Source organism: Cupriavidus sp. FW216-B1 (assembly GCF_058789195.1).
In genome coordinates this window covers 970526-983682 of record NZ_JBYTEL010000001.1, presented here as the reverse complement: position 1 = coordinate 983682, position 13157 = coordinate 970526, and the positions used below count along the sequence as shown (strand labels likewise).

Here is a 13157-nt window from a genome sequence, read left to right as displayed (position 1 = left end):
GGCCTCAGTACAGCACCACCGAGCGGATCGACTCGCCGCGCTTCATCAGGTCGAAGCCTTCGTTGATGCGCTCCAGCGGCAGCGTGTGGGTGATCAGGTCGTCGATGTTGAGCTTGCCTTCCATGTACCAGTCGACGATCCGGGGCACGTCGGTGCGGCCGCGCGCGCCGCCGAAGGCGGAGCCCTTCCATTCGCGTCCGGTCACGAGCTGGAACGGGCGCGTGGAGATTTCCGCGCCGGCCTCGGCCACGCCGATGATGATCGACTTGCCCCAGCCCTTGTGGCAGCACTCCAGCGCCTGGCGCATGACCTTGGTGTTGCCGATGCACTCGAACGAGTAGTCGGCGCCGCCGTCGGTGAGCTGGATGATGTGGTCGACCACGTTCTCGACCTCGTTCGGGTTGATGAAATGCGTCATGCCGAACTTGCGCGCCATCGCTTCGCGGCCCGGGTTCAGGTCCACGCCGATGATCTTGTCGGCGCCCACCATCTTGGCCGCCTGGATCACGTTCAGGCCGATGCCGCCGAGGCCGAACACCACCACGTTGGCGCCGGCTTCGACCTTGGCCGTGAACAGCACCGCGCCCACGCCGGTGGTCACGCCGCAGCCGATGTAGCAGACCTTGTCGAACGGCGCGTCCGGGCGGATCTTGGCCAGCGCGATCTCCGGCACCACGATGTGGTTGGCGAAGGTGGAGGTGCCCATGTAGTGGAAGATGGGCTTGCCGCCGATGGAAAAGCGCGAGGTGCCGTCCGGCATCAGGCCCTTGCCCTGGGTGGCGCGGATGGCCTGGCACAGGTTGGTCTTGCGCGACAGGCAGAACTTGCACTGGCGGCATTCCGGCGTGTAGAGGGGGATCACGTGGTCGCCGGGCCTGAGCGAGGTCACGCCCGGGCCCACGTCGGTGACGATGCCGGCGCCTTCGTGGCCGAGGATGGCCGGGAAGATGCCTTCGGGGTCGGCGCCCGAGAGCGTGTAGTAGTCGGTATGGCAGATGCCGGTGGCCTTGATCTCCACCAGCACTTCGCCGGCGCGCGGGCCGTCCAGGTCGACGTCTTCCACGGTCAGCGGGGCGCCGGCTTTCCAGGCGATGGCGGCTTTGGTCTTCATGATCGGTTTTCCTTGTCGTGTGGCGGCGGCCGGCTGGCCGGCACGGTGTGTGTCGGGGCGCAACGAGCCCGGCTCCGGCATGGGGAGGCGCGGCGCGGGGGCGATTCGTTCGTCAGGGGAAGACTATACGACCATCCGGCTGGCCGTTGGCGCCCGAGGCGGCGGATTTGGCCCGCGCCGCCCCCAGATTGGCCGGAATCGCGGGCTGGCCGCGGGCGAGGGCCGGAGTGCTCCCGATTGACCGCCGGCGAGGCAACCGCTTAAATGACCGGCTCATGACAGACGATCCGACGCCGCCGCCAGCCATGCCTCCCGCCTCGCGCGCCTCTCCCGTGCAGCGCGCGCTGTGGATCCTGCGCGCCCTGTCCGACCCGCAGGTGCGCCGCCTGTCCGACGTGGCGCGCGCCACCGGCCTCGATCCGGCCACCGCCTCGCGCCTGCTGGAGCTGCTGGTGGCGGAGGGCTTCGTCACGCGCGATGCCGGCCGCCGCTTCGGCATCGGCCCGGAAATCTTCCAGCTGGCCGACGTGGCGCAGCGCCGCGTGGACCTGCGCGCGCTGGCGCGGCCGAGCCTGGAGCGGCTGGTCGAGGTATTCGGGGACACCGCGGTGCTGACGCTGGCCAGCCGCGGCGAATCGGTGGTGGCGGACATCGAGCTGGGCACCTTCCCGATCCGCGCCAACTACGTGGAGATCGGCACGCGGCGTCCGCTCGGCGTGGGCGCCGGCAGCCTGGCGGTGCTGGCGTGGATGCCCGAGGCCGAGCGCGCCGCGCGCTTCCGCCTGGGCAAGAGCCAGCGCGCGCGCTATCCGCGCCTGAACGCCGAGGTGATCGGCGAGCAGATCGACGCGGCGCGCGGCTGCGGCTACGCGCTGTTCCTGGACTGGGTGGTGGACAAGATGGGCGGCATCGCCGTGCCGCTGCTGGACTACGAGGGCCGGCCCATCGGCGCCTTGAGCGTGGCGGCGCTGAGCGAGCGCATCCTGGCGCGCGAGGCGAAGATGGCGCGCGTGCTCAAGGAGGAAGCGCGGCGCGTCACCAGCGCGTGGGCGCGCCGCGTGCTGGTGGACTGAGGCGCGCGGCGCGCTCAGCCGGCCGGCCCGCGCAGCAGCGGCGCCAGTTCTTCCGGCACTTCCACCTCGAAGCGCAGCACCGCGCTCGCCAGCGCCTTGCCGTAGTTGTCGAGCGCCAGGCTGCGCGAGACGCCGCCGCCCAGCGCGCCATGCGCCACGAAGTTCAGCACCTGCAGGCCGTCGGCCTCGAAGCGCTCGACCTTGCCGCTGACCACGCCGCCGTACAGCGCCTTGAAGGCGGCGGCGGTGAGCTGCGCCTTGAGATGGGGATAGAAGGCCGGCTCGTAGGCGATCACCGCCGTGTTGGAAATGTCGCCCTTGTCGCCGGAGCGGGTATGCGCGAGGCGCCTCAGTGAAACCTTCATCGCGGGTTGCCTCAAAGGTAGTGGATGTCGGAGCTGACCTGCTCGCGCGGCACCAGCGCGGACCACACGCCGATGATCTCGCGCGTGCGCTCCTGGTGCGGCACGCGCTTGCCGGTGGAGGCCAGCCCGCACACCGCCATGCTGTCGATCTCGCGGCCGACCTTGGCGGCCTCGGCGCGCGTGCGCGTGCGCGCGGCCACGCGCACGGCGATCTCGTTGGGCTCGCAGGCCGGCGCCGGCGAGGCGTCGCCGTGGATGGCATTGACGCCGAGGAAGTCGATGCGCAGCGCCTCGGCCCGCAGCCCGGCCAGGCGGAAGCGGTGCTCGAGGATGGTCTTGGCCAGGCGCGCCTTTTCCAGGCAGCCGGGACCGGCGTAGAAGAACATGTCCTCGCCGATGAAGCCCTCGGTGCAGCCCAGCGAGACCTTGAGCGTGGGCGTGCGCGGCGCGCCGCCCACGCCGCTGATGCGCACCTGGTCGGGCGCGACCTGCTCCAGCCGCGCCGTGGTGAAGTCCACCACCACGTCCGGCGTGATGTAGCGGCGCGGGTCGTGTACCTCGTAGAACATCTGCTCCTTCACCGTCTGCAGGTCGATGCGCCCGCCGGTGCCGGCCACCTTGGAGATCACGGCGGTGCCCCCGGCGTCCACCTCGGCGATGGGGAAGGCCAGGTTCCACGGCTCGGGCACGTCCTTGTAGCCGGGGTCGCCGAAGTAGCCGCCGGTCACCTGGGCGCCGCATTCGAGCAGGTGGCCGATGGCGCTGCCGCGCGCCAGCAGCGCCGTGTCGTCGGCGCGCCAGCCGAAGCTGTGCATCATCGGCGCGAGGAACAGCGAGGGATCGGCCACGCGCCCCGTGACCACGATCTGCGCGCCGGCTTCGAGCGCGCGCACGATGGGCGCGGCGCCCTCGTAGGGCTCGGCCGAGATCAGCGACTCGCGCAGCGTGGCGATGGGCGCGCCGCTCTCCAGTATCTCCAGCGCCTGGTCGCAGATGGTGCCGGTCAGGTCGGTGGTGGTGATCGCCGCGATCTTCACGCGCGGCAGGCCAAGCTCCTCGCACAGTTGCGCGATGCGCCGCGCCGCGCCGAGCGGGTTGATCCAGCCCTGGTTGCTGACGATGCGCGTGCCCTGCGCGATGCAGTGCGGCAGCACCGCGCGCATGCGCTCGTCGAGATAGGTGTCGTAGCCTTCGAAGCTGGCGTCGCGGCGCTTGCGCACCTGCGCCGCGGAGACCGTGGCTTCCGCCATCGTCTCGAAGCAGAGAAAGTCGAGCCGGCCGTGCTGCGCGCTCAGCGCCGCGGGTTCCACGCGGTCGCCCCACCAGCCCGAGCCCGAGCCGATGCGGATGGTCCTTGTTGCCATGAGGGATTCCTTGTCTGTGGGGCGGCCGGCTATTGCGCCTGGATGCCCGCGTTCTTGATGACGCGCGACCATTTCTCGGTATCGGCGCGGATCACCGCCGCGAAGGCGGCGGGCGTGTCGCCGCCCGGCACCGCGCCAAGCTGCTCGACGCGCTGCCGCACCTCCGGCGTGGCCAGGATGCGCGCCACCGCCTGCTGGATGCGCGCCACCAGCGCGGCCGGCGTGCCGGCCGGCGCCAGCAGGCCGAACCAGGAGTTCACCACGTAGCCGGGCAGGCCCGATTCCGCCACCGTCGGCACGTCCGGCAGCACCGGCGCGCGCTGCGGCGTGGTCACGGCCAGCGCGCGCACCTTGCCGGCCTGGATCTGCGCCAGCGCCGAGGGCAGGTTGTCGTACATGAGGTTGACCTGGCCGGCCAGCAGATCGGTCATGGCGGGCGCGGCGCCCTTGTACGGCACGTGCTGCATCTTCACGCCGGCCATGCTGTCGAGCAGTTCGCCGGAAAGATGCGGCGAGCCGCCGGTGCTGGTGGACGCATAGTTGAGCTTGCCCGGCTGCTGCTTCGCCAGCGCGATCAGCTCGGCCACCGACTTGACCGGCAGCGTGGCGTTGGTCAGCAGCACGTTGGGCGAGTTGGCCACCAGCGTGACCGGCGCGAAATCCTTGCCCGAGTCATAGGGCATGCGCGCGTAGATGAACTGGTTGGTGACCTGCGTGCCGAGCGTGCCCATCAGCAGCGTGTAGCCGTCCGGCGCGGCCTTGGCCACGGCTTCGGCGCCGATGTTGCCGCCGGCGCCGGGCCGGTTGTCCACCACCACGGTCTGGCCCAGCGTCTCGCCGAGCTTGAGCGCGACCAGCCGCGCGAGGATGTCGGTGGTGCCGCCCGGCGTGAACGGCACCACCAGCCGGATCGGCCTGGACGGATAGGCTTCGGCCGCGTGAGCCGCGCTGGTCGGCAGCGCGGTCAGCGCGAGCGGGGCGCACAGGGCGGCACAGGCCAGCGCGGCCAGGCGCAGGGTGGCGCGTCGGTTCATGGTTGTCTCCTCGCAGGCGCCGCCGGGATGGCGGCGCATGGTGGCATTGCCGCGTGCGTCGGTGCGCCGCGGCGTTGTGTTTATTGAAAACTGCTGGCGGTGATCTTATTCACGTGCCGGTTTCAGCGTCAAACAATGGCTGGAAATTTTCATTGAATGAAAATGCCGGACGGAGGCGCGCCGCGCGGGCGGGAGGGGGAGGAACGGGCGGGGAGAGATGTGGCCGGCGGCGGGAAGACGGCGCGCCCGCGCAGCCCCGAGGGCCGCGCGGCGGCGCGTGTGCCAGCTCAGTAGGACGGATACGGCTGCTGGTACTGCTGCGGATAGGGTTGCTGCTGGTAGTACGGCACGGCCTGCACCGGCTGCGGGCCGCACGGCACGTAGGCGCGGTCGTAGTTGCTGTAGCAGTAGCCCGGGGGCGGCGCGTAGGCCGGCGCGGGCGCGGCGGCCATCACCGGCTGGCTGGCCACGGCCGCGCCGACGGCCAGGCCGACCAGCGCGCCGATGGCCAGCACCGCGGCGGCACCGCCGCCGCCGCCACGGCCATGATCGCGCCCGTGCGCCGAGGCGGGACCGGCCGCGAGCAGCGAGGCGGCAAGCAGGCCGGCGCCGATGGCACGGACTGCACGGCTGGCACGAGTGGGATTGCGCATGACTGGCTCCTGATCCTGATGGCGGCCGGCGCAAGCGCGCTGGCCATGAAGTCATGCTAGGCCCAAGGTGTCACTGCAATATTACGGCGCGGTTAGCAGATGTAACGCCGGCCCGACCCGTGCCGCCTCCTGCGCGCGCGCCGGGCTCAGGGCGCCGGGCGCGGCGGCGGGGACGGCTGCGGCCCAGCGGCGGGCGCCGGCACGGCCGACGGCTGGGCGCCCGGCGACGGCTGCGCCTTCTTGTGGTGATGCCGGTGCTTGTGCTTGTGTCGCTTGTGCGGCGCGGGCTGCGCCGGCAGCGGCGTGGCGGTGGCGCGCTCGCCCTGCGGCCTTTGCGGCTGGGGCGGCGGCAGTTGCGCGTGGGCGATGCCGCCCAGGGCGAGGGCGGCGAGGCTGGCGCCGAGCACGGCTGCCCTGGCGAGGATCCGGTGTGTTTTCATGGGGAATCTCATTGGTGCTTGCTGCCGGGTTGGTAATATTCCGTCACCATTATCGGCGTTTGCCGGGGTGGCGGGGAGCGGGAGGAGGCTAAAAGAGGCCAAAAGAAGCCGGTTCGCGGACCAGCCCCCGTGTTCTGGCGATGTTCATGGCGGGCAGATGCCGCTGTCCGGCAGCACGTCGAAGGCCAGCACCTGCATGACCTGCCGCGGGTTGAAGTTGTCGTCCGACACCATCGCCAGCGTGGCGCATCCGCGCCCCGTCTTCGGTCCCCAGGCCAGTCCTTCCAGGTTGTCCAGCCGCGGCAGCGCCAGCTTGCGCAGGCCGGACACCAGCCGCTTGCGCGCCGGCACGTAGTCCGCGCCCGCCAGCGCGGGCAGGTCGCGGATGTCGCTGGCGCCGCGCAGGTCCATCTCGTACAGGCGGATGTCGTTGGCGAAGCTGCCGTCGGGTTGGCGCACCGCGGCCCGCTCGAGCACCAGCAGGCGGTGCGCGTCCACCGCCAGGATCTCGGTGACGCCATTGTTGGCCGGCACGTCCTGCCCGGGCATCGCGGGGATGGCATCGACGGGGTAGGCGACCTGCCGCAGCACGCGGCCGTCGCGCGCGAACTCGGTGACGCGCGCGACGGCGCCGTGGCCGCGCGCGGGTTCCGGGCCGTCCTGCTGCAGCGGGCCTTCCATCGCCACCCACAGCGAGCTGCCATCATGCGAGAAACTCAGGCCCTCGAAGGTCAGGTTGTCGCGCGAGCCGTAGCCCGCCTGCCGGCACATGGCGAACATCGCGGGCGCGGCGATGCGGGACAGGTAGCGGCCGTCGCGCGCCACGTGGATGACGGCCGGGTCTTCCTTGAGCGAGCAGTCGCCCTCGGTGGCCAGCCACAGGCTGCCGTCCTGCGGATCGACGCGCACGGCTTCGAAGTCCGGCACCTCGCCGCGGCCCTCGAGCCATTGCCGGCGGCCCGGAAAAACGGTGCCGTCGGCTTGCCGCGGCACGATCACGCCGTCGAGCGCAAGCGCGTGGAACCCGTTCGCGTCGTAGCGCATCGTGGCGGTGTAGAGGCGCGCCGGGCCGAGCGCCGAGCGGTCGTCGCTGACCAGGAACCACGTGCCGGAGCGGGCGTCGTAGTCGATCCCGGACAGGCCGCCGACGATGGTGTCCCGGAACGGCTGGCGCAGGGCGATGCGCTGCTCGCCGAGCAGCGCCAGCGCGGCCGGGCCCGGCGCGGGAGTGAGTGCGGGGGCGGGCGGACCGGCGCAGCCCGCGGCGGCCAGGACCGTGGCAAGCGCAGCGGCAGGCAGCCACGCGCGCGCGGCCGTGCGCAAGGCCCGCAATCTCATGCGCCGCCGGGCCGCCCGGGCGCCGCTTCCAGCCGCGCGGCCGGCGGCTCGGTGCCGGCGCGGCCTTCGTGCCGGCAGCCCAGCCACCAGCCCAGCCAGGCCCAGCCCAGCGCCAGCACGGCGCCGGTGAGCGCCACCACGGCGGGATGGCCGGAGAAGGCATCGATGGCCGTCTTGATCCATGCGCTGACGGCGTCGCCAGCGCGGTAGACCGCGGTGTCGATGACGTTCTTGGCCTTGTACTTGGTCTCGGCGTCCACCACCGTGAACAGCATCTCGCGCCCCGGACGCAGCAGCGCGTATTCGCCCACGCGGCGCAGGATCATGACCGCCGCCAGCACGCCGAAGGCGGGCCACAGCGCCAGCGCGAGGAAACCCAGGCCGGTGGCCAGCGGCACCGCGCCGAGCAGCATGGTCACGCCGTAGCGCCGGGCGATGCGCCCCGAGAAAAACACCTGGACCAGGATGGTCAGGCCCTGCACCACGGCGTCGATGGCGCTGAACACCTGGGTCTGCTGCGTGCGGCTGGGGAAGGTCTGCGCCACCAGCCGGGCCTGCTCGAAGTACAGGAAGGTGCTGGCGGTGGCCAGCAGGATCACGAACAGGCCGATGCCGAGCAGGTAGCGCGAGCGCGCCACCAGCGTCAGCCCGGCCCACAGGCCGCCGCCGATGGGCCGGGCCGGGTCCTGCGGCAGCACCGGGTCGTCCGCCACCGGCACGCCCGCGCCGGCGCGCCGGCGCCAGCCGAACAGGAAGCCCGCGCCCGGCAGCGTGGCCGCCAGCAGCGCGGCCGACAGCAGCATCAGCCCGGTCAGGCCGATGCGCGGCACCAGCCAGCCGCCCAGCACCGGGCCGGCCAGCCCGCCCGCGCTGGCGCCCGCGGCCAGCAGCGCGAACAGGCGCCGCGCCTGGCCCGGGCGGAACACGTCCGCCATCAGGCTCCACGCCACCGACACCACGAACAGGTTGAACACCGACAGCCACACGTAGAACGCGCGCGCCAGCCACAGGTTGTCGGGCGCGGCGCGCGTGGCCAGCGCGAAGCCCACCAGGTTGGCGACGAAGAACGCGTACACCCACGGCACGAAGCGGCGGCGCGGCAGGCGCGCGCTGCACAGGCCGTAGATGGGAATCGCCACCAGCATCACCACGAAGGTGGCGGTAAACAGCCACTGCAGGTTCCGCACGCCGCCGGCGATGCCCATCGTCTCGCGCACCGGGCGCAGCATGAAATAGCTGGCGAACAGGCAGAAGAAGAACAGGAAGCCGGCTACCACGGCGCTGCCTTCACCGGGCTGGATGCCGAGGCCGCGGCGGGCTGCCAGGGTCGGTGCGCTCATGGCCGGTTCAGGCCAGCAGCGCGGCGATCTGCGCGCGCTGGCCGGCGTCGGGCATGCGGCCGAAGCCGGCGCCGAGATTGTCCTGCATGTTCTTCGGCTTGGAGGTGGCGGGAATGGCCGCCGTCACCGCCGGATGGCTGACGATGAATTTCAGGAACAGCTGGCCCCAGGAGGCGCAGTCGAGCTCGGCCGCCAGCGGCGGCAGCGGCCGGTCCCTGACCGCGCGGAATAGCCGCCCGTCCTGGAACGGGCGGTTGACCAGCACCGCCACACCGCGCTCCTGGCACAGCGGCAGCAGCGTGCGCTCGGCATTGCGCTCGGCCAGCGAGTAGTTGAGCTGGACGAAGTCCAGGCGCTCGGCGCGCACGATCTGGATCAGCGCCTCGTGCGCGTCCTCGCGGTAGTGGGTGATGCCGACATAGCGCGTCTTGCCCTGTTCCTTGAGCTGGCGCAGCAAGCGCAGGTTGTCGCGCCAGTCGATCAGGTTGTGCACCTGGAGCAGGTCCACGCTGTCGCTGCGCAGGTCGCGCAGCGATTGCGCCCACTGCGCCTGCGCCGGACTGCCGGCCGAGGTGGAAATCTTGGTGGCGAGGAACACCTTGGCGCGGGCCTGCGCGCTGCGCAGCAGGTCGCCGGTGACGGCCTCCGCGCTGCCGTAGCTGGGCGCGGTATCGATGACGGCGCCGGGCGTCTGCAGCAGCAGCGCCAGCACCTCGGCCAGCGGGGCGCGCTCGCTCGCCTCGGTGCCCACGTTGAAGGTGTCGGAGGTGCCCATGCCGATCACGGGCAGGGTCTCGCGGCCGCCGGGAATCAGGCGGCGCAGCGGGCCCGGCGCATGCGGCCCCGCGGCGGGCCAGGCGCTGCCGGACAGGCCGGTCAGGGCCGCGGCGAGACAGGTGCTGTGGCGAAGGAACCGGCGTCGATCGGATGACATGGCGATCTCCCTGCTTGCTGGGGCTGGCCGACATCTTCTCACAGATGGCATGGCCGCTGTTGGGCGCGGCGAGCGGGTGGAAGGTGGCCGGCAAGCGGGCAGGATGGCGTGGAAACAGGGCTGGAGCGCGGAGCCGGCGGCGGGGCATTCTCATGGTTAACCCGCCCCGGTCCCCGCTCACTCATCCGGGCGCGGGATTGCCGCCTATCATTGTTCTGGATCCGCCGCAGGGGATCCGCCGCCCGATTGCCGGCGGCGGCATGGTGGCGGTTGTGGCGAGGCAGCCCGCACGGGTGGCTGCCGGGCGGGGCCCGGTACAGAGGGGACAGCCGGGGCAGTACATGAGTCGACCAGCGCGGAGCCGCTGGCGGACAGGGGCAAGCCGGACCGGCTGCCGGCCGTCGCCCGGGACAGGGCGCGGCGGCGGTCGCCGGCCGGACCCATTCGTTTTTCAGGCGGGTAGTCCGGGGGGACGATGGAAACCCATGAGCAAAAGCGCCTGGTCAACGCTTACATCGAGCGTTACAGCCGCTACGATCCGGCCATCGGCCGGCATGAAGTGCGTTCGTTCTGGGTCTGGCAGGCCTGCGACTGGCTCTGCGTCAACGACCCCGACCAGTTGTGGGCGCTGGTGCTGGAGATCCTGACCCGCACCGGCAACGAGCGCGTGCTCGGCGCCCTGGCCGCCGGCGAACTCGAAGACCTCATCGAATATCACGGCCCCGCGTTCATCGGCCGCATCGAGCGGCAGGCCGCGCGCGATCCGCGCTTTCGCCGCCTGCTGTGCGGCGTGTGGCGCAGCTCCACGCCCGAGGTCTGGGCGCGCATCCTCGCCGCCAGCGACGGCAATTTCAACGACGTGCCGCAGCGCGCGATGTGGATCTGCCATGACCGGCGCGCGGGTCCGGAGCCGCTCGGGCCGGCCTCCGGCAGCGCCGCGGCGGCCACGGCCGCCGAGGGGCCGGGCGAGGCGGGCGCGCGCAAGGTGGCGGCGCGTGTCGTGCCGGGCGCGTTCCAGCCCATTTCCGCCGCCGAGGCGCGCGCCGCCGCGCCGGACCCGGTGAAACAGGCGCATGCCGGGACACCCGTGCGCCACGGCGCGCGCGCCATTTCTCCCGATCCTTGATTCCCGACCCCAGGCCCCGGATCCGCCCTGGATCCGGGCGCGCACGATCAGGTTCAGATTCCGGCTGGCCACGCGGCCGTACTGATTTCAATATTTAAATAACTGTCGAAATAACGGCTGAACGATGCTCCGCTGCACCCTGGTCCCGCGCGGCACGGACGTGGATGCGCGCAGGACCAGCCACGGGCCGGGCCGCAAGCCCGCTCCGTGGCGGGGGCGCTCAGGCGCCCGGGGTTTCCGCCGCGCGCTTGTCGGCGTCGCGCAGGCGCTTCACTGCCTTGCCCAGCAGGCCGCCTTCGCTGTCGGCGATGGCGCCTTCCAGCGACTGCAGCGCTGCCGTCACCTGCGCGCCGTGCGCGGCGGAGAATACTTCGTCCGCGACCAGCGCATCGGCTTCCTTGCGGGCCCGCTTGCCCAGCTTGCGGGCGAACTCGGGGTCCAGCTGGCCTTGGGCGGTCGCGTTGGCGATATGGTCGAGCAGGGCGATCAGGCCTTGCGCCGTGGTAGTGGCCGGGATTGACTCCTCGACTTTCCTTGGCTTTTTGGGCATCGTTTTATTCCTCCAGTTAGGGTTCGATTCTATAGCGGGGGAGGGTAACCATCCTGCTTCCCCGTATGAAGAGATTGTGACAACTGTCATAAAAGCATGGGATGGCAGGGCGGGACACCGCAGGCGTGCAGCGTAGCGCATTCCGGCGCGAAGCGCTGCTTTGGCTGGCCGGGCAGGGAAACGCGGCGCCTTCACGCCGCGCCGCGGGTGCCGTCCGTCATGGCGCCCGCGCGCGCCGTGCCGCGGTGGCGCTCATGCGCGGGTCCCGCCGAGCAATTCGGCGATCTCGCGCGTGGTGCCGGTCTCGCCCAGCCGCGGGAAGATCCGCGCGACGCTGTTGGCGTGCGCGTCCGGGTGCATGTCGGTGATGGCGTCCAGCGCGAGCGTGACGTTGTAGCCGAGTTCGTGCGCCTGCCGCGCAGTCGATTCCACGCCGATGCTGGTGGACACGCCGGCAATGACGACCTGCGTGACGCCCAGGCCCTTGAGGTGCGCGTCGAGGCCGGTGCCGGTAAACGCCCCCCAGGTCCGCTTGGTCACGAGGTGGTCGCCCGGCTGGCGGTCCAGTTCGGGCACGAGGTCGGCCCAGCCGGGCGGAAGCTGCCCGAAGTTGCGCGTCTGCTCGGCCCGCCCCGGCGCGCCGCCGGCCACGTTGACCAGCACCACCGGCAGGCCGTGGCCGCGGAAGGCGGCGGCCAGCGCGCCGGCGTTCTTCACCACCTCGCCGATGGGATGGACCGTGGGGTAGGACACGATGCCCTGCTGCAGGTCGATGACGATGAGGGCGGTGCTGGGGTCGAGCGTGGTCGTTGTCATGGCGTTTCCTTGGGAAGGGGGGGGCGGCGAGTGCGGTGTCGTGCGTCGGGCGGCGGCGTCAGGACTCCACCAGCCGCGCCAGCAGCGCGACGGCCGCGGCGAGCGCGTCCTGCTCGGCCGGCGCGAGCCGGGTCTCGATGGCATGGAACAGCCAGTCCTCGCGCGCCGCGCGGCCGGCCCGGACCGCCTCGGCGCAGGCCGGCGTGAGCGACAGGACGGTCTGCCGCCCGTCGCTGGGATCGGGCGCGCCGCTGACGAGCCCGGCCGCCTTGAGCACGGCAACCGTCTCGCCCATCGATTGCGGGCGCATGCCCTCGGCCCGCGCCAGCGCCGATACCGTCGCCGGCCCTTCGCGCTCCAGCCGCAGCAGCACGCGCAACTGGGTCCAGGTGAGATGGCTGAAATGCGACTTCTCGCGCAGCCGCCGGGTCAGCTTGCCCAGCACCACGCGCAGTTCGGCGGCCAGGGCGTGCGCGGCGTCGGAATCCGCGTGCGGGGCGGTCATGTCGGTCGCGGGAAATTATGAAGGTTAGCTGTGAAGGCTACCTTCATATATGGCCGGCAGTCAAGGCGGCGCGATAAACGGCGCGCAGCGGCGAATCGGGGAGAACGATGGAGCGCGGGACCGCGTGCCGGTCAGAGGCTGGAAGCGATGTCCAGCCCGGCCAGGGCGACGATGGCGCTCATGGCCAGCATGGCCGTCGAGTGCTGCCCGAAATAGACCAGCGCGGCTGCCGACCAGCTTGCCGTGGCGAATGCTGCAAAACGTTTCATGCTCTGAACGCCGGGGGCGGCGGCCTGCGGATGAATTCGAACGGAGGCGGAAAAAAATAAACCCGCCCCGAAGGGCGGGTTGAATCCATGTCGTTGGAGACAAGGAGGAGACGGGTGTAAGTATAAACCCTAATCCAATCCTGTCTAGTGGGCGGATTGGAGTGTTTGCTCAAAAACATCGTTGTGGCGGTGCATCATTCACATTTGCTCGCGAAGAATCGGCTTTGAGTCACTTCTTG

15 protein-coding genes are annotated in these 13157 nt (G+C 71.3%); 2 read left to right on the top strand and 13 right to left on the bottom strand.

Translation table 11 applies throughout. The annotated features are described in order from the left end of the window. Positions 1-4: 4 nt before the first annotated feature. Positions 5-1111 (bottom strand): S-(hydroxymethyl)glutathione dehydrogenase/class III alcohol dehydrogenase, encoded by a 1107-nt coding sequence (locus AC3WXD_RS04235; protein WP_020202860.1) that lies wholly within the window; start codon positions 1109-1111, stop codon positions 5-7. Between the two features lie 275 nt (positions 1112-1386). Here AC3WXD_RS04235 and AC3WXD_RS04230 point away from each other — a divergent pair, with 275 nt between their 5' ends. Continuing rightward, positions 1387-2184, top strand: coding sequence for an IclR family transcriptional regulator (locus AC3WXD_RS04230; RefSeq protein ID WP_492323108.1), 798 nt, complete (start codon positions 1387-1389; stop codon positions 2182-2184). A 14-nt stretch (positions 2185-2198) separates the two neighbouring features. Here the strand turns inward: AC3WXD_RS04230 and AC3WXD_RS04225 are convergent, their stop codons facing one another. The 8 genes from AC3WXD_RS04225 to AC3WXD_RS04190 form a co-directional block, all read right to left on the bottom strand. Further along, positions 2199-2549, bottom strand: a complete 351-nt coding sequence (locus tag AC3WXD_RS04225; protein ID WP_492323107.1) for an AtuA-related protein — start codon at positions 2547-2549, stop codon at positions 2199-2201. Between the two features lie 11 nt (positions 2550-2560). Next, entirely contained in the window at positions 2561-3913 is a 1353-nt protein-coding gene (locus AC3WXD_RS04220) for an acyclic terpene utilization AtuA family protein (protein WP_492323106.1), read from the bottom strand. A gap of 29 nt (positions 3914-3942) precedes the next feature. Beyond that, positions 3943-4947 (bottom strand): Bug family tripartite tricarboxylate transporter substrate binding protein, encoded by a 1005-nt coding sequence (locus AC3WXD_RS04215; protein ID WP_454733355.1) that lies wholly within the window; start codon positions 4945-4947, stop codon positions 3943-3945. A gap of 287 nt (positions 4948-5234) precedes the next feature. Next, positions 5235-5600: a hypothetical protein gene (locus AC3WXD_RS04210; RefSeq protein ID WP_020202855.1), complete on the bottom strand. Its 366-nt coding sequence runs from the start codon at positions 5598-5600 to the stop codon at positions 5235-5237. Positions 5601-5746: 146 nt separating this feature from the next. Beyond that, the gene (locus tag AC3WXD_RS04205; protein ID WP_063826836.1) at positions 5747-6040 is read right to left on the bottom strand and encodes a hypothetical protein; all 294 of its coding nucleotides are present in this window, start codon (positions 6038-6040) and stop codon (positions 5747-5749) included. A 144-nt stretch (positions 6041-6184) separates the two neighbouring features. After that, positions 6185-7363, bottom strand: coding sequence for an esterase-like activity of phytase family protein (locus AC3WXD_RS04200; RefSeq protein ID WP_492323105.1), 1179 nt, complete (start codon positions 7361-7363; stop codon positions 6185-6187). A gap of 11 nt (positions 7364-7374) precedes the next feature. Then, positions 7375-8718 carry an NTP/NDP exchange transporter gene (locus AC3WXD_RS04195; protein WP_492323104.1) on the bottom strand — a complete coding sequence of 448 codons (1344 nt, stop codon included), beginning with the start codon at positions 8716-8718 and terminating at the stop codon, positions 7375-7377. 7 nt (positions 8719-8725) lie between these two features. Then, positions 8726-9652 carry an aldo/keto reductase gene (locus AC3WXD_RS04190; protein WP_059411577.1) on the bottom strand — a complete coding sequence of 309 codons (927 nt, stop codon included), beginning with the start codon at positions 9650-9652 and terminating at the stop codon, positions 8726-8728. A 475-nt stretch (positions 9653-10127) separates the two neighbouring features. Between AC3WXD_RS04190 and AC3WXD_RS04185 the strand changes: the two genes are divergently transcribed. Continuing rightward, positions 10128-10778 carry a DUF6869 domain-containing protein gene (locus AC3WXD_RS04185; protein ID WP_020202850.1) on the top strand — a complete coding sequence of 217 codons (651 nt, stop codon included), beginning with the start codon at positions 10128-10130 and terminating at the stop codon, positions 10776-10778. Between the two features lie 220 nt (positions 10779-10998). Here AC3WXD_RS04185 and AC3WXD_RS04180 read toward each other — a convergent pair whose 3' ends face one another. The 4 genes from AC3WXD_RS04180 to AC3WXD_RS04165 form a co-directional block, all read right to left on the bottom strand. Further along, positions 10999-11328 carry a hypothetical protein gene (locus AC3WXD_RS04180; protein WP_020202849.1) on the bottom strand — a complete coding sequence of 110 codons (330 nt, stop codon included), beginning with the start codon at positions 11326-11328 and terminating at the stop codon, positions 10999-11001. Positions 11329-11580: 252 nt separating this feature from the next. Beyond that, a complete protein-coding gene (locus AC3WXD_RS04175; protein WP_492323103.1) occupies positions 11581-12144 on the bottom strand; it encodes a cysteine hydrolase family protein in 564 nt (187 codons plus the stop codon). Between the two features lie 58 nt (positions 12145-12202). After that, the gene (locus AC3WXD_RS04170) at positions 12203-12649 is read right to left on the bottom strand and encodes a MarR family winged helix-turn-helix transcriptional regulator (protein ID WP_492323102.1); all 447 of its coding nucleotides are present in this window, start codon (positions 12647-12649) and stop codon (positions 12203-12205) included. A 131-nt stretch (positions 12650-12780) separates the two neighbouring features. Continuing rightward, the gene (locus AC3WXD_RS04165; RefSeq protein WP_020202846.1) at positions 12781-12918 is read right to left on the bottom strand and encodes a hypothetical protein; all 138 of its coding nucleotides are present in this window, start codon (positions 12916-12918) and stop codon (positions 12781-12783) included. Positions 12919-13157 lie beyond the last annotated feature (239 nt).